At 61.1% G+C, this 17,850-nt stretch carries 17 protein-coding genes; 4 read left to right on the top strand and 13 right to left on the bottom strand.

Going from position 1 to position 17,850, the window contains the following annotated elements; genetic code table 11:
* Positions 1 to 78 precede the first annotated feature (78 nt).
* The 6 genes from BM235_RS16405 to bshC form a co-directional block, all read right to left on the bottom strand.
* Positions 79 to 2,385 carry a penicillin-binding transpeptidase domain-containing protein gene (locus BM235_RS16405; RefSeq protein ID WP_090115171.1) on the bottom strand — a complete coding sequence of 769 codons (2,307 nt, stop codon included), beginning with the start codon at positions 2,383 to 2,385 and terminating at the stop codon, positions 79 to 81.
* A gap of 45 nt (positions 2,386 to 2,430) precedes the next feature.
* Entirely contained in the window at positions 2,431 to 2,817 is a 387-nt protein-coding gene (gene ftsL / locus BM235_RS16400) for a cell division protein FtsL (RefSeq protein ID WP_090115169.1), read from the bottom strand.
* Between the two features lie 87 nt (positions 2,818 to 2,904).
* Positions 2,905 to 3,879, bottom strand: a complete 975-nt coding sequence (gene rsmH, locus BM235_RS16395) for a 16S rRNA (cytosine(1402)-N(4))-methyltransferase RsmH (RefSeq protein WP_090115167.1) — start codon at positions 3,877 to 3,879, stop codon at positions 2,905 to 2,907.
* Positions 3,880 to 3,985: 106 nt separating this feature from the next.
* Positions 3,986 to 4,423, bottom strand: a complete 438-nt coding sequence (gene mraZ, locus BM235_RS16390) for a division/cell wall cluster transcriptional repressor MraZ (protein WP_090115165.1) — start codon at positions 4,421 to 4,423, stop codon at positions 3,986 to 3,988.
* A gap of 140 nt (positions 4,424 to 4,563) precedes the next feature.
* A complete protein-coding gene (locus BM235_RS16385; RefSeq protein ID WP_090115163.1) occupies positions 4,564 to 5,829 on the bottom strand; it encodes an adenosylhomocysteinase in 1,266 nt (421 codons plus the stop codon).
* On the bottom strand, positions 5,826 to 7,505 hold the full coding sequence (gene bshC / locus BM235_RS16380; RefSeq protein WP_158543944.1) for a bacillithiol biosynthesis cysteine-adding enzyme BshC: 1,680 nt from the start codon (positions 7,503 to 7,505) through the stop codon (positions 5,826 to 5,828). The genes BM235_RS16385 and bshC overlap by 4 nt, the downstream gene beginning before the upstream one ends.
* An 86-nt stretch (positions 7,506 to 7,591) precedes the next feature.
* Between bshC and BM235_RS16375 the strand changes: the two genes are divergently transcribed.
* Positions 7,592 to 8,362: a TspO/MBR family protein gene (locus BM235_RS16375; protein WP_090115160.1), complete on the top strand. Its 771-nt coding sequence runs from the start codon at positions 7,592 to 7,594 to the stop codon at positions 8,360 to 8,362.
* A gap of 79 nt (positions 8,363 to 8,441) precedes the next feature.
* On the opposite strand, the gene BM235_RS16370 is transcribed toward BM235_RS16375, so the two are convergent.
* The 3 genes from BM235_RS16370 to BM235_RS16360 form a co-directional block, all read right to left on the bottom strand.
* A complete protein-coding gene (locus BM235_RS16370; protein WP_090115158.1) occupies positions 8,442 to 8,837 on the bottom strand; it encodes a DUF3397 domain-containing protein in 396 nt (131 codons plus the stop codon).
* A 10-nt stretch (positions 8,838 to 8,847) separates the two neighbouring features.
* Positions 8,848 to 9,804: a ketopantoate reductase family protein gene (locus tag BM235_RS16365; protein WP_255374433.1), complete on the bottom strand. Its 957-nt coding sequence runs from the start codon at positions 9,802 to 9,804 to the stop codon at positions 8,848 to 8,850.
* A gap of 184 nt (positions 9,805 to 9,988) precedes the next feature.
* A complete protein-coding gene (locus tag BM235_RS16360; protein ID WP_090115154.1) occupies positions 9,989 to 10,639 on the bottom strand; it encodes an RsfA family transcriptional regulator in 651 nt (216 codons plus the stop codon).
* A gap of 306 nt (positions 10,640 to 10,945) precedes the next feature.
* Between BM235_RS16360 and BM235_RS16355 the strand changes: the two genes are divergently transcribed.
* Both BM235_RS16355 and BM235_RS16350 read left to right on the top strand, forming a co-directional pair.
* Positions 10,946 to 11,182, top strand: a complete 237-nt coding sequence (locus BM235_RS16355; RefSeq protein ID WP_090115152.1) for a DUF2626 family protein — start codon at positions 10,946 to 10,948, stop codon at positions 11,180 to 11,182.
* Between the two features lie 193 nt (positions 11,183 to 11,375).
* Positions 11,376 to 12,467: a coiled-coil domain-containing protein gene (locus tag BM235_RS16350; protein ID WP_090115150.1), complete on the top strand. Its 1,092-nt coding sequence runs from the start codon at positions 11,376 to 11,378 to the stop codon at positions 12,465 to 12,467.
* On the opposite strand, the gene BM235_RS16345 is transcribed toward BM235_RS16350, so the two are convergent.
* Both BM235_RS16345 and BM235_RS16340 read right to left on the bottom strand, forming a co-directional pair.
* A complete protein-coding gene (locus BM235_RS16345) occupies positions 12,438 to 13,745 on the bottom strand; it encodes an extracellular solute-binding protein (protein ID WP_158543940.1) in 1,308 nt (435 codons plus the stop codon). The two genes, BM235_RS16350 and BM235_RS16345, sit on opposite strands and share 30 nt — an antisense overlap.
* Positions 13,746 to 13,949: 204 nt before the next feature.
* Entirely contained in the window at positions 13,950 to 15,284 is a 1,335-nt protein-coding gene (locus tag BM235_RS16340) for a PhoH family protein (protein WP_090115146.1), read from the bottom strand.
* A gap of 159 nt (positions 15,285 to 15,443) precedes the next feature.
* Here BM235_RS16340 and BM235_RS16335 point away from each other — a divergent pair, with 159 nt between their 5' ends.
* Positions 15,444 to 16,049, top strand: coding sequence for a YhcN/YlaJ family sporulation lipoprotein (locus BM235_RS16335; protein ID WP_090115144.1), 606 nt, complete (start codon positions 15,444 to 15,446; stop codon positions 16,047 to 16,049).
* Between the two features lie 317 nt (positions 16,050 to 16,366).
* On the opposite strand, the gene BM235_RS16330 is transcribed toward BM235_RS16335, so the two are convergent.
* Positions 16,367 to 17,449: an LCP family protein gene (locus BM235_RS16330; RefSeq protein WP_090115142.1), complete on the bottom strand. Its 1,083-nt coding sequence runs from the start codon at positions 17,447 to 17,449 to the stop codon at positions 16,367 to 16,369.
* Positions 17,450 to 17,532: 83 nt separating this feature from the next.
* Positions 17,533 to 17,847: a YlaH-like family protein gene (locus BM235_RS16325; protein WP_090115140.1), complete on the bottom strand. Its 315-nt coding sequence runs from the start codon at positions 17,845 to 17,847 to the stop codon at positions 17,533 to 17,535.
* Positions 17,848 to 17,850 lie beyond the last annotated feature (3 nt).

Genomic DNA, 17,850 nt, shown 5'->3' with positions numbered 1-17,850 from the left:
TCCCACCCTATTCCATGGAGAAGGGGCTTAGAACAAGCTATGCCTGTCTAGCCGGACAAAGCCTTGGCAGAAAACGCGTCAATCGCCCGCGTCCGTCAACGCGCTGTCGTCCACGTCCGCCGCGTTGTCGCCGCCGTCTCCGGCAGCGACTTGATCCTGCTCGCCTGCCGAAGCCTTGCCGGCAAAGGATTGGACGGTCGTGCCGGCTGGCGGCGCAAGAACCAGCGCGATCGACAGCTTGCCGCCGTCCCGGGTCGCTTGCTGTCCGGACACGTAGCCCTGTCCGCTCGCCGTGCAGGAAGCGCCGAGGAGCGAGCACATGTCGAGCGCGTCGCGGAGCGACAAGCCCTTCATGCTCGGCACGCTGCCAATCGTTTTTTCGGTCATGAGATACACGTTCTGCGAGGTCGGGAGGACGGCGCCAGCCTTGGGCAGCTGCGAGACGACCTTGTCGCCTTTGCCGAGCACGATCGCGTCGAACGCGCTGTTCCCGAGCTTGCTTTTCGCCTGCGCCGCCGTCATGCCTTTCACGTCGATGACCTTGGCGGTCACCGGCGCGGGCGTCGCCGCTTCGCCATCCTTCTTCTTGTCTTCTTCCGAATCCTTCGACGGGTTCGGCAGGACGCCGAGGTGAAGCAGCGACTTCTGCATGATCTCTTTAAAGATCGGCGCCGCGCCGGAACCGCCGCCGAGCGTCTTGTCTTCGGGCTCGTCGACGAGCACGTAGAGGACGATTTTCGGATCCTCGACGGGCGCATAGCCGATAAACGATACGACGAATTTGTCTTCGGCGTATACGCCGTCGATGACCTTCTGCGCCGTACCGGTCTTGCCCGCGATCCGGTAGCCGTCGATGTAGGCATTGCGTCCCGTGCCGATCTCTCTGTCGCTGACGACCTGCTCGAGATACTCGCCGACCTTTTTGGACGTCTGTTCCGAGATGACCTGGCGGATGACCTTCGGCTCGGTCACGACCTTTTCGCCGGTGTTCGGGTCCGAGATCGACTTGATGATATGCGGCGTCATCAGCTTGCCGCCGTTCGCGACCGCGGCGACCGCCGCGACCTGCTGGATCGGCGTGACGGAGACCGCTTGGCCGAACGTCGCCGCCGCGTAGTCGCGTTCCCACGTCAGCTGCGTCGTACCCGCGATCTCGCCCGCCAGCTCGATGCCCGTTTTTTGGCCGAAGCCGAAGTTGTCGATGTACTGCTTGAATTTGTCCTTGCCCAGCTTCTCGTAGCCGAGCTTGACGAAGGCGACGTTGCTCGAACGCTTCAAACCTTCCAGGTAAGTGATCTCGCCCCACCCGCCGCGCTTGATATCGTTGACGGGCTTGGATTTGGGGATCGCCACGCTGCCGGACATGTATTTGTCGTTCGGGTTGAACAGCCCTTCTTGCACGGCGGCCGCAAGCGTCACGATCTTGAATGTGGAGCCCGGCTCGTAGATCGATTGCACCGCGTTGTTCTTGAACGCGGATTGATCCTTCGCATAATCCCAGTAATTGTTCGGATCGAAGTCCGGCAGGCTGACCATGCCGAGTATGTCCATCGTCTTCGGATCGGCGGCGATCGCGGTCATGCTGAGCGGATGGTACTGCTCGTAGGCCGTCTTCATCGCCTGCTCCATGTAATACTGGATGTCCCGATCGATCGTAAGCGTGACGTTTTTGCCGTCCACCGCTTGCTTGGCCTCGATCTCCCCGTCGGCGAGCTGCGTCCGCTTACCGTCCTTCTCGTATGTAATGGAGCCTTCTTCGCCCTTGAGCTGATCGTCGAGCGTCTTTTCAAGTCCCATTTTCGCTAAGCCCTCTTTGCTCACGTAACCGAGGATTTGCGAGGCGAGCGAGCCGCTCGGATAATAGCGCTTCTTGTCTTCGACGAGATAAATGCCAACGTCCTTTTTGCCGGTCTGCTCGCGCAACTGATCGCGGAACGCGGTCAGCCGGTCGGCGACCTCTTTGTCCATCTTCCAGCCCTCGGGCTGCACCTCGCGCTGAACGTAGTACACGCCTTTGCTCGTTTTAGCATCTATGATCTTGCGGACCGCAGCCTCCGGCTTGCCCAAGATGTTGTTCACCTTCGACGCGATCTGGTCGATCAGCTTCCACTCGGGGTGGCCGGCATCCAGCTCGTGAATGACCTTCGGGCTGAGCGCGAGCGTGTATGCCGCGGCGTCCGAGGCCAGCACGGTGCCCGTCCGGTCGGTGATCGTGCCGCGATCCTGGACGAGCTTCTTCGTCGTGACCCACGTATTGCGCGCCTGCTCCGCCCAGAACTCCGCATGCGCGACCTGCACCCAGTAGATTCGCCCCCATAAAGCGAGAAACAGGAGGGTGATTACCCCTCCCGCCAGCAGCGTGCGCAATTTGATTCGTTTCGTCATGCCCCTCACCTTCCGTTCAATCTCGGGCGAACGCCCTCGTTTCCGTTAGTCTCCCTTACCGGACAGCGTGATCGGTTGTTGGCCGCTAGGCTCGACAAAACCGTTTTCTTTTGCAAGTTTTTCGATTCTCGCAGGATCCCGCAGCTTGTCCACTTCGCGCTGCAGCTCCTTCGATTGATCGGCGCTCGTCTCGTACTCGCTCGTAATCTTCTGAATGTTGCGGTTCATCTCGTACAACCCCGCGTTGCGGTACAGGATCAATCCCGCTACGGCGACGCAGACGAAAACGGTGAGCAGATACAACAGTTTCTCCCCCACCGGTATGCTTTTGCGGCGAACCTGGGACGCCGTCTGCGGCGACGCGGCGCGCTGCTGTTTTTTTTGCTCCGGCTGACGCTCCTCGCGAACCGCCAAATTGCCATAGTATCGCATGTTCCTCGCTCCCCCCCGCGCTTGGATGTCTCAAGCTTGTCTATTTGAATTGCGGCATTCGATCGTTCAAGGACCTGATGCGGATCTTCAACCCGGTTCTCTCGCTGCGTCCGGATCCAGCTTTTCGGCGATTCTCAGCTTGGCCGAGCGCGCCCGGTTGTTCAGCTCGAGCTCCGCGTCGGAAGGCACGATCGCCTTGCGAGGCGTGAGCTTCAGCCTTCCTTCGCCCCAGACCGTCACCGGGAATCCCGGCGGGCTGATGTTGGCCGGCACTTCCTTGACGAACGTCTCTTTGCAAATACGGTCCTCTAACGAATGAAAAGTAATGACGGCGATGCGTCCGCCCGGGGCGGCGCAATCGATCGCCTGCTCCAGCGCGTCGCGGAATGCCTCCAGCTCGTCATTGACTGCGATGCGAATCGCCTGAAAAGCCCGCTTTGCCGGATGGCCTCCCGTACGTCTTGCGGCGGCGGGAATCGCCGTTTTCACAAGCTCGGCGAGCTGCGCGGTCGTCTCGATGGGCGTCTTGGCCCTCGTTTCCACCAAATGGCGGGCGATTTTGCGCGCGAACTTCTCCTCGCCATAGTCGCGCAGGATACGCGACAGCTCCCGCTCGTCCCACTCGTTCACGATCTCACGTGCGGTGAGCGGCTGCCCGCGGTCCATGCGCATGTCGAGCTCCGCGTCATGATTGTAGCTGAAGCCTCTATCGGCTTCGTCCAGCTGCGGGCTCGATACGCCCAGATCGAACAGGATGCCGTCTACTTGCGGCACGCCGTCCTTTTCCGGTACGCCCGCTTGCCGCAGCGCGTCCGCGAGATGCCGGAAGTTGCTTTTCACCAGCGTCACGATGTCGCCGTACGGCGCCAGTCGCTCCCGCGCATGGGCGAGCGCAGTGTCGTCCTGATCCAGACCGATGAGCCTGCCTCCAGGGGCGAGACGCGAAGCGATCAACTCGCTGTGTCCTGCGCCTCCCAAGGTGCAATCGACGTAGATGCCGTCTTCGCGGATATTCAGACCTTCTACCGCTTCTTCTTTGAGCACGGTGATGTGGTGGAACAAAGTATGGCCTCCCGGCAACCCTCGCGGTCATGCTGTCGGTTGCATCTGTCTATGTAGTGGTGATGTGTAAACGCGATCCGTGGCTGCGCGACGACGTCCTCTGCGATCAGAAATGAAAATCGAAATCGACCAGCTTCTCCGCGATCTCGTTAAACGATTCCTCGGAGGCATGACTGTAGGCTTCCCAAGTCGCCTTGTCCCAAATCTCCACTCTCGTGGATACGCCGATAATCGTGCATTCCTTGTCCAGCTTGGCATAGTCTCGCAAGTGGTTCGGAAGGTTGACCCTTCCCTGCTTGTCCCATTCGCCCTCGGAAGCGCCGGAGAACAGCAGCCGGGAAAAAGCTCTCGCATTGGCCGCCATGGACGGCAGCGCGCGAATCCGCTGTTCCAGCTGCGCCCACTCTTCGCGGGGATAAACGAACAAGCAGCTGTCGAGTCCGCGGGTGACGATAAAGTCGGTGCCCAGCGCGTCGCGGAATTTAGCGGGAATAATGATTCGGCCTTTGTCGTCGATCGAATGCTGATATTCCCCTAAAAACATGACCGCTGCACACCCCCTCCATATTCCACCACTTGGCCCCACTTTAAACCACTTATGATGACTATTCGCGCAAAAAAAAAGAAATCCTGCTTTAAAAGCAGGATTTCCTCAAAATATTTTAGGATATTAAAAAATCGTCATTATTCGTGCCCGGCCCAGCTGTCCAGGTACGATTTTTGCTCTTCGCTCAGCGTGTCGATGGCGATGCCCAGCGACTCCAGCTTCGCTCTCGCCACTTGCTCGTCCAGCGCGTAAGGCACCTTGACGACCTGCTTGCCGATCGACTCGTAATTCTCGTTGACGTAACGAAGGGAGAGCGCCTGCAGCGCGAACGTCATGTCCATGATCTCCGCAGGGTGACCGTCCCCGGCCGCCAGGTTCACGAGACGCCCTTCGGCGAGCACGTAAATCTTGCGGCCGTCCTTCAGGCGATATTCCTCGATGTTGCGGCGCACGGTGCGCTTGGACACCGACATCGCCTCGAGCTCGACCAGGTTTACCTCGACGTCGAAGTGGCCCGCGTTGGACAGGATCGCTCCGTCCTTCATATGCGCGATATGCGCGCCTGTGATGACGTCTTTGTTGCCCGTGACGGTGACGAAAAACTCGCCGACCTTGGCCGCTTCCTCCATCGACAGCACCGTGAACCCGTCCATGTAAGCTTCGACCGCCTTGATCGCGTCCACTTCGGTGACGACGACGTTCGCGCCGAGTCCCTTCGCGCGGAGCGCCACGCCTTTGCCGCACCAGCCGTAACCGTTGACGACGACGGTCTTGCCCGCGACGACCAGATTGGTCGTACGGTTGATGCCGTCCCATACCGATTGACCGGTGCCGTAGCGGTTGTCGAACAAGTATTTGCAGAAGGCGTCGTTAACGGCCACCATCGGGAATTGCAGGGAGCCGTCTTTTTCCATCGCCTTCAGGCGCAGGATGCCAGTCGTCGTCTCTTCGGCGCCGCCGCGGATGCCAGGCAGCAGATCGCGGCGCGTCGTGTGCAGCATCGTGACCAGGTCCCCGCCGTCGTCGATAATGAGATCCGGCTTCGTCTCGAGCGTCCGCTCGAGCAGGCTGTGATACTCTTCGGAAGACGGGTTGTACTTGGCGAACACGGCGATGCCGTCTTCGGCCAGCGCGGCGCACACGTCGTCCTGCGTGGAGAGCGGATTGCTGCCGGTGATCGCCACCTCGGCGCCGCCAGCCTGGACGACCTTCGCCAGATAAGCGGTCTTCGCTTCGAGGTGGAGCGAAATGGCGACCTTCAGCCCTTTAAACGGAAGATCCTTGGCGAATTGCTCGCGAATCCGGTTCAGCACCGGCATATGGGCTTCGACCCAATCGATCTTGAGCTTGCCTTCCGGGGCGAGCGACGGATCGCGGATAATGCTGGACAACGTCGTTTTCATGAACAACAAACCTCCTGATGTCGGCCGCCGGGCTCGGCCTGCTTTTGGGCCATCAAGCGATGGCCGCCCGTGACGTCGAACGGAATGCAACGGAGAGCGGAGAGCCAGCCCATGCCGTAGCGGTTAATAAAATGGACGATGCCGTACACGCGTTCTTGCGGCTGCTCGAGCGGACGCAGCGAATGCAGCATCCGGTCCCACTGGCGCAGCGAAGATTCGTGCCGCCCCGCCAGCGCGCCGGTCGTGCGCTGCTCGAGGTAAGCGATCTGCTCGAGAATGAGCTCCAGGTTGCTCTCGCCCAGCTTGACGAGTCCCTTGTCCACCTGGGACACCGTCTCGAGCACCGGCGCGTACAGCTCGCCGAACCGCGATTTGACGTCGGCGAACCGGCCGCCGATGTCCCAAGTATCCTGCGCGGCGAGCCAGTCCCGCTTCAGACGCTCGCCGTCCGCGGCGATTTGCGCCGCAGTGACGCCGTACTTGGTCAGCAGCTTCTCTACCTGCGGCTCCAAATAAGTAAAAGACTGCCGCGGCACGATGACGGGCATCTCCAGCCCGAACGCCGCGAAGGCCGGTCCGAGCGACGCCCAATAGGCGATCTCGGAAGGACCGAGCACGGTGGCGAGCACGGGGAGCAAGTAGTCCTGCATGAGCGGTCGCGAGAGCGCGTTGTTGCTCAGCTGCTCGGGACGCTCGGCGGCCATCCGCAGCAGCTCGTTCCTGTCGTATGCGAGTCCGCCCTTGCGGTCCTCAAAGCGGTCGCCTTGCCTGAAGAGCAGCATGCGGCCCTGCTCGGCGTGCACGAACAGGTTGGCGCCGTCCGGCGCGGACTCCGCCTGGATCGGGTAACCGAGCCGCTTGACGGCCTCCTCGCCCGCGGCGAGCGCGTCGCTCAGGCGCTCGCTGCCCGCGACGAGTTCTCCGAACAGGCCGCCTTCGAGCCGGCGGATCGCGGGATCGTCCGCGTCCATCAGGACCAGGCCGTCGTCCGCGAACCACTCGGAGAGCAGGCGGGCGAACGCCAGCGTCAGCGTAGGCGCGTCGCTGGCATGCATCCTGATTTGACGCAGCAGATTCGGTTTAAATTCGGTATCAGGGAGCGTCAGCGCCAACTCGGTCAGCGCGACCTCCCAATCGACCGCGGAGAGCGGCGTTCTGCTCACGGCATGGCGGGGCCCTTCCGGCCGGCCCAGCTTGACCTTGCGCGGTTCGCCCTCGCCCGGGGAAACGTATAAATGATTGGCTTCTTCGAAATCATGGTCCTCGCCGGCGATCCAGAATACAGGCACGACCGTCCTGCTCAGCCTTCGCGACGCGTGCTTCGCGGCCTGAATGACGGTCAGCGCCTTGTAGGCGATCAGGAGCGGACCGCCGAACAGCCCCGCTTGCTGGCCGCCGACGACGGCGAGCGCGCCTTCGCCCGCGAGCGCTTCGATGTGCCGCAGGGCGAGCGGGCCCGGGCTCAGCCGGCGCTGGTAATCCAGCAGCGCCTCGCCGAGCCGCCTTCTGTCGACGCGGCCGCCCGCGCCTTGATCGAGCCGCGCGGCCCGCTTGCTCCAAGCTTCTATATCCTTGCAGTGGGCGCTTCCGAAGAGCGCCGCGACCTGGTCGTCGCCGCGCCTATACGCTTCGGAGAGAGACTGCGCCGTCCCGTCATTAAAGGGAGTCGTATTCATCCCGGACATCCTCCCGTCCGAATGGTGTCATTCTCGATTGTACATGAAGCGGCCGGATATCGTCAAAGAAAGAAGGAGGAATCCCTATGCCCTTGCATTGGCGCTTTCTGAACGCGGCCGGATGGCTCGGCGTCGTCGCGGTCAACGCGGCCGCCGCAACCGGCGGTCTTTTCGGCAGATCGTCGGGTGAAATATCGGACAAGGTGCCGACGCTCGTCACCCCCGCCGGCTATGCCTTTTCGATCTGGAGCGTCATTTATTTGCTTGCGCTCGGCTACGTCGTCGCCGCCTTTTTGCCAAGCCGCCGCCACGACGAGACGATGAGGGCGACGTCGCCATGGTTTTTCGCGAGCTGCCTGTTCAACGTCTGCTGGCTCTTCGTATGGCACTCGGAGCGCTATACGGCGTCCGCGTTCGTCATATGCGGCCTGCTGCTGACATTGATCGGCTTGTATATCTCGTCCCGCCCCGCCGCACGCGTGAAAGGCGACCGGGCCGGTTTCTTTTTGATCGCGCTGCCCTTTTCGATTTATCTGGGCTGGGTAACGGTGGCGACGATCGTCAATATCTCGGTCGCGCTCCGGGCCGGCGGCTGGGACGGCTGGGGCGTGCCGGACCGGACGTGGGCCGTGGCCCTGTTCGTCGTCGCGGCCGCGCTGTCCGCCGTCGCCGCGTTTAAAGACAGAGATCCTTGGTTCCCCTTGACGGTCGCCTGGGCGCTTATCGCGATCGGCGTGAAGCAGCAATCGGCCTCGCAGCTGGTCGCCGTCGCCGCCTGGACGGCCGCCGGCATCGCGATCGCGGCCGCCCTGCTCAAGTTTCGCGGCATCGCGGGCCTGAAAACCCGGAGAATGTGACGTCGCCGCGCGAATGCGGCTTCACGATGGCAGACCCGCCCCTCGCTTCGGCGAGGCGGCGGGTCTTTCGTCTGCGCGGTTATTCCCACTCCCCGCCGGCGAGGAACCGCACGATCTCAATCAGCATGAGCAGCACGTACAATACCGCCAGTCCGAAAAAAGACAGCCGCCAAATCGCTCGGAAAAGCTTGAGGCCGTCCACCTTGCCGCGCAGCCGGTATTGCGCGTTGCCGATCAATCCCGCGCCAAGCAGCATGAATAGAAGAATCATATAAAAACCCATATGTATGCCGAACGCCCGATTGAGCAGCACGCTCACGATGCCGACGAGAAAAATCGTCGTCATGTCCATCGCGAGCCCCATCGCGCGCTTCTTGTCGCCCGTCTGCATATTCGAGATGCCGTAGACGGCGGCGAACGGAATGACGGAGCCGATGGCCAATACGGCGTAAGCGGATACTAGCGCATTCCACAAGCGCGTTCACTCACCCTTCTTTGTCGTCGCCCCGCATCGCGGACACTAGCGCGACGAGCGACTCGTTATAAGGAGCGTTCGCCCCATGCCGCGCGGCGAGCCTCACGACGGCGCCGTTGATCGCTCCGATCTCCGTGGGCCGGTTCGCCAGCACGTCCTGCAGCATCGACGAACGATTGGCTGCCGTTCGCGCGCACAGCTCGAGCAGCTCGTCCCACAAGCGTGCGTCCCTCGGCAGCCCGCAGGCTTCCAGCACGGTCAACGTCTCGTCGAACAGCGATCGCATAAGCGCCGTTCGCTCCGGCGTTCGGACCAACGCCCCGTTCGGTACCCGAAGCAGCGCGGTCAGCGGATTGACGACTGCATTGCTCAGCAGTTTCCGCAGCATTCTCTCCGCCATATCATTCGACAGCGTCGCGGAAAATCCTGCCTGTTTCAGCATCGTCGCCACCGTCGCCGCCTCGCTCTCCTCGCCTGCCGCAAAAGCTGTGCCGCTTCGCTCGAACAAAGGCGCGCGGCCGAGCCGAATCTCGCCTATGCCGGTATGGCGCACGGTCGTCGCGTCGATCCGAAGCGACGCCTCCGTCGTCACGGCCGCATATAGGCGCCTGCCGGGCAAGCGAGCCGCCAGCAGGTCGGTATGGCCGATGCCGTTGCAAAAAGCCGTTATCGATGCGCCAGGGGGCATAGCCGCGTCCAGGCGATCCAGAAAATCCGGCGTCAGCGCCGTCTGCTTGACGGCGAGCAGCGTATCGCCCGCCGGCACGGCCGCGGCATCGTCCAGCGCCGCGGCGTCCACCTGGGCGCGCACGTCCGCCGATCCCGGCGCGGACAGCACCGTTACGCCGCCCGACGCCAGCGCTTCCGCCTGCGCGCGCGTTCTCGTCCTCACGCAAACGCGGATGCCCGACGCCGCCAGCCTGCCCGCGAGCAGCAATCCGATCGCCCCGCCGCCGATGATCTGCATGTTCGCCACGTGAATCCTCCTTTGCTTGAGCATTCGCTGCATCTGTCCCGTCCTACTTGTCCAAGAAATACCATACCGCGTCTCGCCCGCCCGCACAACGGCGGCTTTGCGGCGCCGAACGCGAAAATGCCGTCCCTCGCCGCGCGCGGCGGGGGACGGCATTGAATAGCGAAGCGCCGGAAGACTACTCGATACGCTCCAGATTGCCGTTGGCATCCATCTTGAATCTCGCTTTTTCTTCTTCCGACTCCTCGGACAAGATCGCAAGCCTTCGCGCCCGGTCCATGATCCGGATCAACGCTTTATAATCGTCGTTGACGACTTGGTAGTCCGTCTGCGCCGCATTGGCCTGCTTCGACAGACGATCGTTGATCTCCCGGAGCGCTTGCAGCTGTTCGTCCTTTTCTCTCAATTCCTTTTCCAGCTGCTTTACCTGTTTGCCGAGATCCTGGACGGAGCCCTTCCATTGCTTCAAGTAACGGATGACAGCCTCCAAGCTGAGCGCGTCGGAGCTGATCAGCTCGCCCTTGCCGGCACCTTCTTCCTCCGCGGCGGCCGAAGGCCGTTCATCGGACGTCAGCGCGATGGCGCCTTGCTTTTTGAGATAATTGCGCTTTTGCCGCTGCTGCTTCGAAATGCTGATCGCATCGTCGTAGCGCTTACGAACGCAGCTGTTCCAACGGAATCCGCAGGCCGCGGCCGTCCTCGCGATCCGCTGCCCGACCTCCTCGAACGCGGCGAGCTGCGTGCTCCCGTCCCGTATGTGGCGTAGCGTGATCTCCGCCAAAATCAGATCGTCATCCGCGCTCCATGCATCTTGTCTAATAGCCGCCATGCGGTCTATTCCCTCCTCGATCGCTCGCATTACTTGCTTTCTTTTTTTATCTGTATGCCCGTGATAGAAATCATAGAATCTATCGGATACCTCTAGGTATATCCATTTTTGCACGTCGTATACCTTCCGCCCGCGCTCTCCGAAAACTTACGGACGGCCAAGCGAATAGCGGCGCGCCGGGAAGGCATACTAGGCTTGGACGAAAAGTTTGCCATTTCGTCACGAATCACCGTTTACACTGCCCCCGAACCGTGGGTATAATATGCTGTAGAAAAATGGTTAGAGAAACGCTGAAGGGGGATTACCATGGCACGCATGTTCCGGATGCTCGGTTTCTGGACGCTCGCGATCGCGCTCATGTCGTTTGCAGGCGATATGTATGAAATGGCGCTTCTGTTCTTTATTCAGACGGCCGCCTTCTTCTTGCTCGGTTACTTGAAGTTCACGGAGCGCACATACGTCTTCATGTTCTGGGGCTATATGATCATCGCGTTCCTCGGCTTTACCTATTGGTCCGTATTCGAGATGGGCTTGCCGGCTTAATCCAAGGCGCGCCTAAAGGCCGGAGCTAACCGCTCCGGCCTTTTTATTTTCGTCAACGGATGCCTGCGCGTTAGCAGGCTTCTTCCCCGTGCGCCCCCTCTCTCTCGAGGGGGTTCTTTTCGTCTATAATGAAGTAGGAACGCATAAGCTTGACTACTGCCGCACCTGTCTGCCAGAGGGAAAGGAGGGCCCGATGCGGAGATTAGCGCTGTTTGCCGTCGCCGTCGTTTTTCTCATGCTGCTGTTTCCCGGAAAAATCGTGCCGACGCCGCCTCCCGTCTATGCGGAGCCGCTCTCCGAGACGACCCGGCAGCTGCTCGAGAAAGGTCTCAGCGTCGTGGAGATCGACAGGGAGATCGAGCGGATCTCCGGGCTTCGGGAGGAAACCGAAAAGAGCATCGCGCAAAACGAAACGAAGCTCGCGGAGCGTCAGCTCGCCATCGCGGCGCAGCGCGAAAAAGCAGGGCGCGTGCTGCGAGCCTACTATATGGGTCAAAAGGAAGCGATGCTGGGCGTCCTCGTCAACTTCAAATCGCTCGCCGGGCTGCTCAGAAGCTGGGACTTGATGGACACGATATTCGAAGCCGACCGGCGCACGCTGGCCGATTTCAACCGAGAATACGAAGAAATCCGGGAGGGCCAAGACAAGCTGAAGAAGGACAAGGAAGAGCTGTCCCGCGTGGCGGCCGACCTCGAGAGACAACGCGACCGGGTCGCGGCGCTGCAGGCCGAGATTCAGAATGCCATCGACGGAAGCGAGGATCCCGCGCTGGCGCGCAAGCAACTGGAGGAAATGCAATCCTACTGGCAAACCGCGGGGCTGTACGAAGTGCGACGCCACTTCAGCGCGCTGGCCAAAGCGATGAACAAGCTGCCGGACTGGATCCAGGACCACCCGGAAGCGCTGAAAACGAAAGGCTTGTCGACGACGCTAACTTTGACCGATACGCAATTGAACGAATTTCTTCGCGCGCAAAGCGAGCTCCTCAAGGACTTCACCATTGCGTTCAAGCCGAATCTCCTGTCCCTGCAAGGAAAAAGCGGCTCGATGGAGGTCGCCGTCACAGGCAGCTATACGGTCGAGAACGAACCTAAAAACGCCATTATGTTTCATATGGACACGCTTGTATTTAACGGACTGACGCTGCCCGACACGACCCGCGACGATTTGGTGCGCGACTTCGACCTCGGCTTCTATCCGCAGCAGGTGATGGCTTATTTGAAAGCCGACAGCGTGACCCTCGAGGACGGCAAGCTAATCGTGAAGCTGAAGATCGGCAAGTAACCCGCTCCACCTCGCGGGCCAGTCCGCCAGAGAGAGCCTCTCCTGGCGCCAATCCGTCCAGAAGAGACCGATCTTGTTCATCAGCGACGGCCAGTCGGGGCCGACCTCGGGCGCCCAGTTCGGAAACTGCTGCGCGCCCCTGCCCGTCAGATTCGGCATCGTGCGGCGATCGGCATACGCCGTCCGGTATACGGGCAAATACCCCGCCGCGTCATAGTTGTCGAGCTGGAGCTGCGTCTCGGTCATCGCCGCGATCCAGGTTTTGGCCGCGCTCTCGCCGGGCGTACGCGCGCCGATGACGAACGATGCTCCGCCTTCGAACGCATAAGCCTTGTCCCAGCCGCTGCGGTCGATGGACAGTCCGGCGGCGGCTTCGGAGCCAAGGCTCGCGATGCCTGCCTCGGCGACCGATAGCCGCGTGACGGCTGCCGCGTATTGCCCCGTGGCCATCGCTTGCCAGAACGCGGCGCCGCCATCCGGCGCCCGCAAGCTGACGGAGCCTCGAAGCGTGTCGAGCGCCGCCGCCGCCGGCCCCGTTCCCCATTGGCCATGCGAATCGCCCAGCAGCAGATCGGGCCGAAGTCCGGTCGCCGCGCCCAGCCAAGTGAGGAGCGCCGCCGAATCGCGCTCGTCGATCGCGAGCCAGGGCCGGCTCCCCTCGCTCGCCATCTCCGCGCCGAACGACGCCCAATCATCGGTCCCGAGCGGCAGCGTCAAGGCGCTGCCGTCTGGACGCGAGGCCGCGGCCAGTCGCGCGCGATTCCACACGACGACGTAAGGGTCCATATGATGCGGCACGCCCCACATGTAGCCGTTCCATTTGAGCGGGGCGGCGATCGCTTCGAATTGCTCGGACATCGCGTCGCCTTCGAACGCGGAATCCGCCGGCATCAGTACGCCGGAGACGGCCAAACGCTTCACCCATAAACTCGGGACAAGCGCGACATCGGCGCCATCCGCCTCCTCGTGCCAGTCATCGAGCAAATCCGTCACGCCCTCCGGGTCGACTCGCTCCAGATGGACGCGAATGTCCGGATGGCTGCGCTCGAAATCTTCCGACTGCTTCTCGAGCAGTCGGAACGTATCCTCGTCCTGCATGATCTTGACGGTCAGGTCCGCATGCTGCTCGGCGAATACGGGCTCCTCCAAGGTCGCCTCTTGACCCTCCGGCGCCGCGTCCGGCGCGAGGTCGGGCTCCGGCGCGGAAGCCCAGGGCGATGTGAGCAGTACCGCAAGCATGAGCAGCATGAGCACGACGACATACTTCCGGCGCGTCACGGTCCAACACCTTCCTCCGCCCGCTGCCGCGGGCGCGATTCGTTTTTTTACCATGATAGCAGGATTGGGACGGCTTGTCGCCTCTATCGTGCAAACGCTTTAACTTCGATGCAGGCCAAATAGCACGATTATGCATGGCGCCTGCATAAAGCGGGCCGGACGCTCTCGCGCGCCCGGCCCTGCTTGCGATGCCGATTTCCTTGCCTACAGCTTCTCCGCGGCCAGTTGGGCAAGCTTGGAGCGCTCTCCCTTTTCAAGCGTCACATGACCGCTGATCCCCTCCGCCTTGAAGCTCTCGACCAAATACGTGAGACCGTTGCTTTGCGCGTCCAGGTAAGGATGGTCGATTTGCTCCGGGTCTCCGAGCAGCACGATCTTGCTGTGCTCGCCGACGCGGGAGACGATCGTTTTCACCTCGTGCTTGCTCAGGTTCTGGGCTTCGTCGATGATGATCAGCTGCCCCGGTATCGAACGACCGCGAATGTACGTCAGCGCCTCGACCTGGATGCTGCCTAGCCCCATCAAAATTTTATCCAAGTCCCCCGATTTTTTCGTATCGAACAAAAACTCCAGATTGTCGTAGATCGGCTGCATCCAAGGCCGCAGCTTCTCTTCCTTCTCTCCCGGCAAATAGCCGATATCCTTCCCCATCGGCACCACCGGACGCGCGATGAGCAGCTTCTTGTACTTGTGCTCGTCCTCGACCTTCATGAGGCCCGCGGCCAGCGTAATCAGCGTCTTGCCGGTACCCGCCCTGCCCGTCAGCGTGACGAGCGGTATATCGTCGTTCAGCAGAAGCTCGAGCGCCATGCGCTGCTGCGCGTTGCGGGCCGTAATGCCCCATACGGGCTCGTTGGACAGATGCAGCGGCTCGAGCCTCGCCCCGTCCTGGCTCACCTTCAGGAGGGCCGACTTCGACGTGCCGAGCTCGTCGCGAAGAATGACGAATTCGTTCGGGTGGAGCTTTTGCTTGAGTCCCAGCTGATTGATGCTTAGGAAACGGTACGTATAAAATTCATCGATCTGCGCCGGGTGAACGTGCAGCGTGACCTGGCCCGTGTAATGATCGGTGCCTTCGGCGATCCGGTCGGACAGATAGTCCTCGGCCGTAACGCCCAGCACGTCCGCCTTGACGCGAACCAGCACGTCCTTGCTCACGAGGATGACAGGACGCCCGGACTCCGGCTGCTCCTGTTCCTCCAGATGATAGTTCAGCGCGACCGCCAGGATGCGGTTGTCGTTGGTCATCTCCCCGAATAGCTCCTGCACCCGTACGAAGCGGCGATGATTCATTTCCACCTTCAGCACGCCGCCGTTTTCAAGAGCAACCCCGTTGTGCAAATGCCCGATCTCCCGCATGCGGTCGAGCTCCCTGGACACGAACCGGGCGTTCCGCCCGATCTCGTCGGCCAGCCTCTTCTTGGAGTCGATCTCCTCGAGCACGACCGAAGGAATGACGACCTCGTTCGCGCCGAAGGCAAACAAAGCGAGCGGATCATGGAGCAGCACGTTCGTATCGAGCACGTAAATTTTTTTCACGGCGGTTCCTCCCGGTTGAGACGGATTGTGACGTATTTACATACCGGCGCATGGGACAGGGAATCATAATGCCAGGTGGAGCTTGCTTGAAGCCTTTTTTGAAGACTTCGGACATCCCCCCTTAAAAGAATTGATACCCACGAGGATGGTGATCCCCACATGTACGTTCGCAAGCCGGCCAAAGCCGGATTGATCTTGCTGCTGGCTTCGGCCCTGCTCTCAGCCGCCGGATGCGGCAATCGGACCGCCGCTCCCGCCCAGCCCGACCAGAACCGCCTGCAGGCGCGCAGCGCGCCTGGAGACGATGTCTCCGCCCGCGACGGCACCGTCGCGGTCCGGCCGAACGCCAAGGCCGTAGCAAGCCACCTCGAGCAGCTGGCCGAAGGCGTCCGAGGCGTTCGCCACGCCAACTGCGTCATCTTCGGCAAGTATGCCGTCGTAGGCATCGACGTCGACCCGAAGATGGAGCGTTCGAGAGTCGGGACGACGAAGTATGCCGTCGCCGAGGCGTTCCGCAAAGATCCTTACGGCATCGATGCGCTCGTGACCGCGGACATGGATATGGCCGAGCGGATTCGCGAGATTCGGGCCGACGCGAAGCGCGGCCGGCCGATCGCGGGCTTCGCCGAGGAAATGGCGGACATTATCGGCCGTCTCGTACCCCAAGTACCGCGCAGCATCGTGCCACCGGCCTTGCCGGACGGCAACGGACCGGCAGCCAAATCGCACGCGAATACGTCCGCAAATACGCAAAGAACCCAGTGAAGTCACTGGGTTCTTGTACATATCGCATATAAACGCCGCACGACGGCGCGCAGGCAGCGAAGACAGAAGGCGCGAAGGCGATCCTGAGCCGCAAGAAAAGCCCGGGACAAGCCTGCCGCTCCGCAAAGACGGCATCTGAACGCATTCGCCGAATCCGGTCGTTCTACAGCCTCTGCCTGCCATCCGCAACACTCCCTGGGCACCGTGGTTTAGAGTCATGGGCACTTTGCATTGGGGTACGCTTGATCTCAGTATAGCATACGCCCCCCGAGGAGGCCAAGCGATGCCAACCTAGCTCGCTTGTCTCGGACGCACCGCTATTTCGTTTCGGCGTCCGTCGCGGCCGGCGTCGCGGCCCGGCCTTCGGGCGACAGCTCTTCGGCAAGCGCGGCTTTGGCCTCCGCCACCGAAGCTTTGTCCAGGTAGACATAAGGGCTTTTCCAGACGCCGGTGAGCGGGATGAAACGGATGTCCTCGCGCTTGATATCATAGTATGTTTTCAAGATGTTCGTGATCTGCGCTTTTGGAATGTCCGTTACGAGATTTTTGCCGGCAACGTCGATGACGCCGCCCAGCTTGGTCAAGCCGCCGAACGACTTCATCTTGTCGACGATGGCGCCGAGCACCTGGCTCTGACGCTCGTTGCGCTCGAAGTCGCTCGACGCCGCGGTGCCGCGGTTGGACTTGCGATAGCGTACGAAGCCGAGCGCGTCTTCCCCTTTCAGCGTCTGCTCGCCCGCCTGCAGATCGATGTTGGTCCCGTCCGCATTGTCGACATAACGCATATCCTTGTCGACGTTTACCTTGACGCCGCCGAGCTTGTCGACGATGTCGACGAAGCCTTGGAACTTCAGCACGGACGCGTACTTGATGTCGACGTCGAAAAATTTGCCGAGCATTTGCTTCATCTCGTCGCGGGCATAGGCGTCTGCCGCATCGCCCTTGGCATCGCTTTTTTTATGAAATCTAGCATAAAAAGCATTGATCTTCTGCGTCGAATAACCGTCAAGCTGCAGGTCCGAATCCCGCGGAATCGTCACGACCGTCGCGGTGTTCGACTTCGGATTGAAGGCGGCCACCATGACGACGTCCGTGTTCATGCCGCCGATCTTGGGACGATAGTCCATGCCGAGGAGCATAAGCGCCAGCGGCTTGTTCTGCGCTTTCTCCGCGGCCGGAACCGTCTGCGTGGACGCGCCCGCGGATGCGTCGTCCAGCGCGCCGCTAACCTGTCTCCATAAGGAATATGCATAAGCGCCAAGGCCTAGAATGACAAGCAGGATCAACGTAAAAAGAACGCGAGGCCATTTCTTCTTTTTCTTTTTCGGAGGATTCGCCCTGACAGTTGCGTTCGCGGCGCCCGTACTTCGGCGCGGCGGCAGCGGCGTGTTGGAACTCATCGCTTCACCTCTTCCGTGAATTAAAAAGGCGAATCCCGGAGAGCGCGGGGCTCTCCCGGGGTTCGCCGGAGCAACATTCGATTCTAAGTTTCCGTCCGCTTGACGGCCGCTTCGGCGCCGCCTCGCTTGGCCCGCCATTTGTCGTACATCTGGCGGCCGCGAAGCATCAGCATCATGATGACGGCGACCGACATGCATTGAATGATCGGCAGCTTGTCGAGCTGGAGCAGGAGTAGCACGAGGCATCCGATCGCCATGATGATATGCACGATGATCTCCTTCAGAATGGGCAGTCGGCCCATCCGGAAGACGGCGTTGAAGATATAGACCGTAAAGGCCAAGATCAACACGTAAGCAACATAGGGACCATAGGGACTTTCATGAAACCAGGCCTGCATGCA

Source organism: Cohnella sp. OV330 (assembly GCF_900112065.1).
Classification (GTDB): domain Bacteria; phylum Bacillota; class Bacilli; order Paenibacillales; family Paenibacillaceae; genus Cohnella.
Note: the sequence above shows the minus strand (reverse complement) of the source record. Positions and strands in the feature narration are given on the sequence as shown.

Excerpts from the sequence above, each read along its gene's own strand:
- BM235_RS16405 (WP_090115171.1), bottom strand. The coding sequence starts at position 2,385 with ATGACGAAACGAATCAAATTGCGCACGCTGCTGGCGGGAGGGGTAATC.
- ftsL (WP_090115169.1), bottom strand. The coding sequence starts at position 2,817 with ATGCGATACTATGGCAATTTGGCGGTTCGCGAGGAGCGTCAGCCGGAG.
- mraZ (WP_090115165.1), bottom strand. The coding sequence starts at position 4,423 with ATGTTTTTAGGGGAATATCAGCATTCGATCGACGACAAAGGCCGAATC.
- BM235_RS16385 (WP_090115163.1), bottom strand. The coding sequence starts at position 5,829 with ATGAAAACGACGTTGTCCAGCATTATCCGCGATCCGTCGCTCGCCCCG.
- bshC (WP_158543944.1), bottom strand. The coding sequence starts at position 7,505 with ATGAATACGACTCCCTTTAATGACGGGACGGCGCAGTCTCTCTCCGAA.
- BM235_RS16375 (WP_090115160.1), top strand. The coding sequence starts at position 7,592 with ATGCCCTTGCATTGGCGCTTTCTGAACGCGGCCGGATGGCTCGGCGTC.
- BM235_RS16365 (WP_255374433.1), bottom strand. The coding sequence starts at position 9,804 with ATGCAGATCATCGGCGGCGGGGCGATCGGATTGCTGCTCGCGGGCAGG.
- BM235_RS16360 (WP_090115154.1), bottom strand. The coding sequence starts at position 10,639 with ATGGCGGCTATTAGACAAGATGCATGGAGCGCGGATGACGATCTGATT.
- BM235_RS16355 (WP_090115152.1), top strand. The coding sequence starts at position 10,946 with ATGGCACGCATGTTCCGGATGCTCGGTTTCTGGACGCTCGCGATCGCG.
- BM235_RS16350 (WP_090115150.1), top strand. The coding sequence starts at position 11,376 with ATGCGGAGATTAGCGCTGTTTGCCGTCGCCGTCGTTTTTCTCATGCTG.
- BM235_RS16335 (WP_090115144.1), top strand. The coding sequence starts at position 15,444 with ATGTACGTTCGCAAGCCGGCCAAAGCCGGATTGATCTTGCTGCTGGCT.
- BM235_RS16330 (WP_090115142.1), bottom strand. The coding sequence starts at position 17,449 with ATGAGTTCCAACACGCCGCTGCCGCCGCGCCGAAGTACGGGCGCCGCG.
- BM235_RS16325 (WP_090115140.1), bottom strand. The coding sequence starts at position 17,847 with ATGCAGGCCTGGTTTCATGAAAGTCCCTATGGTCCCTATGTTGCTTAC.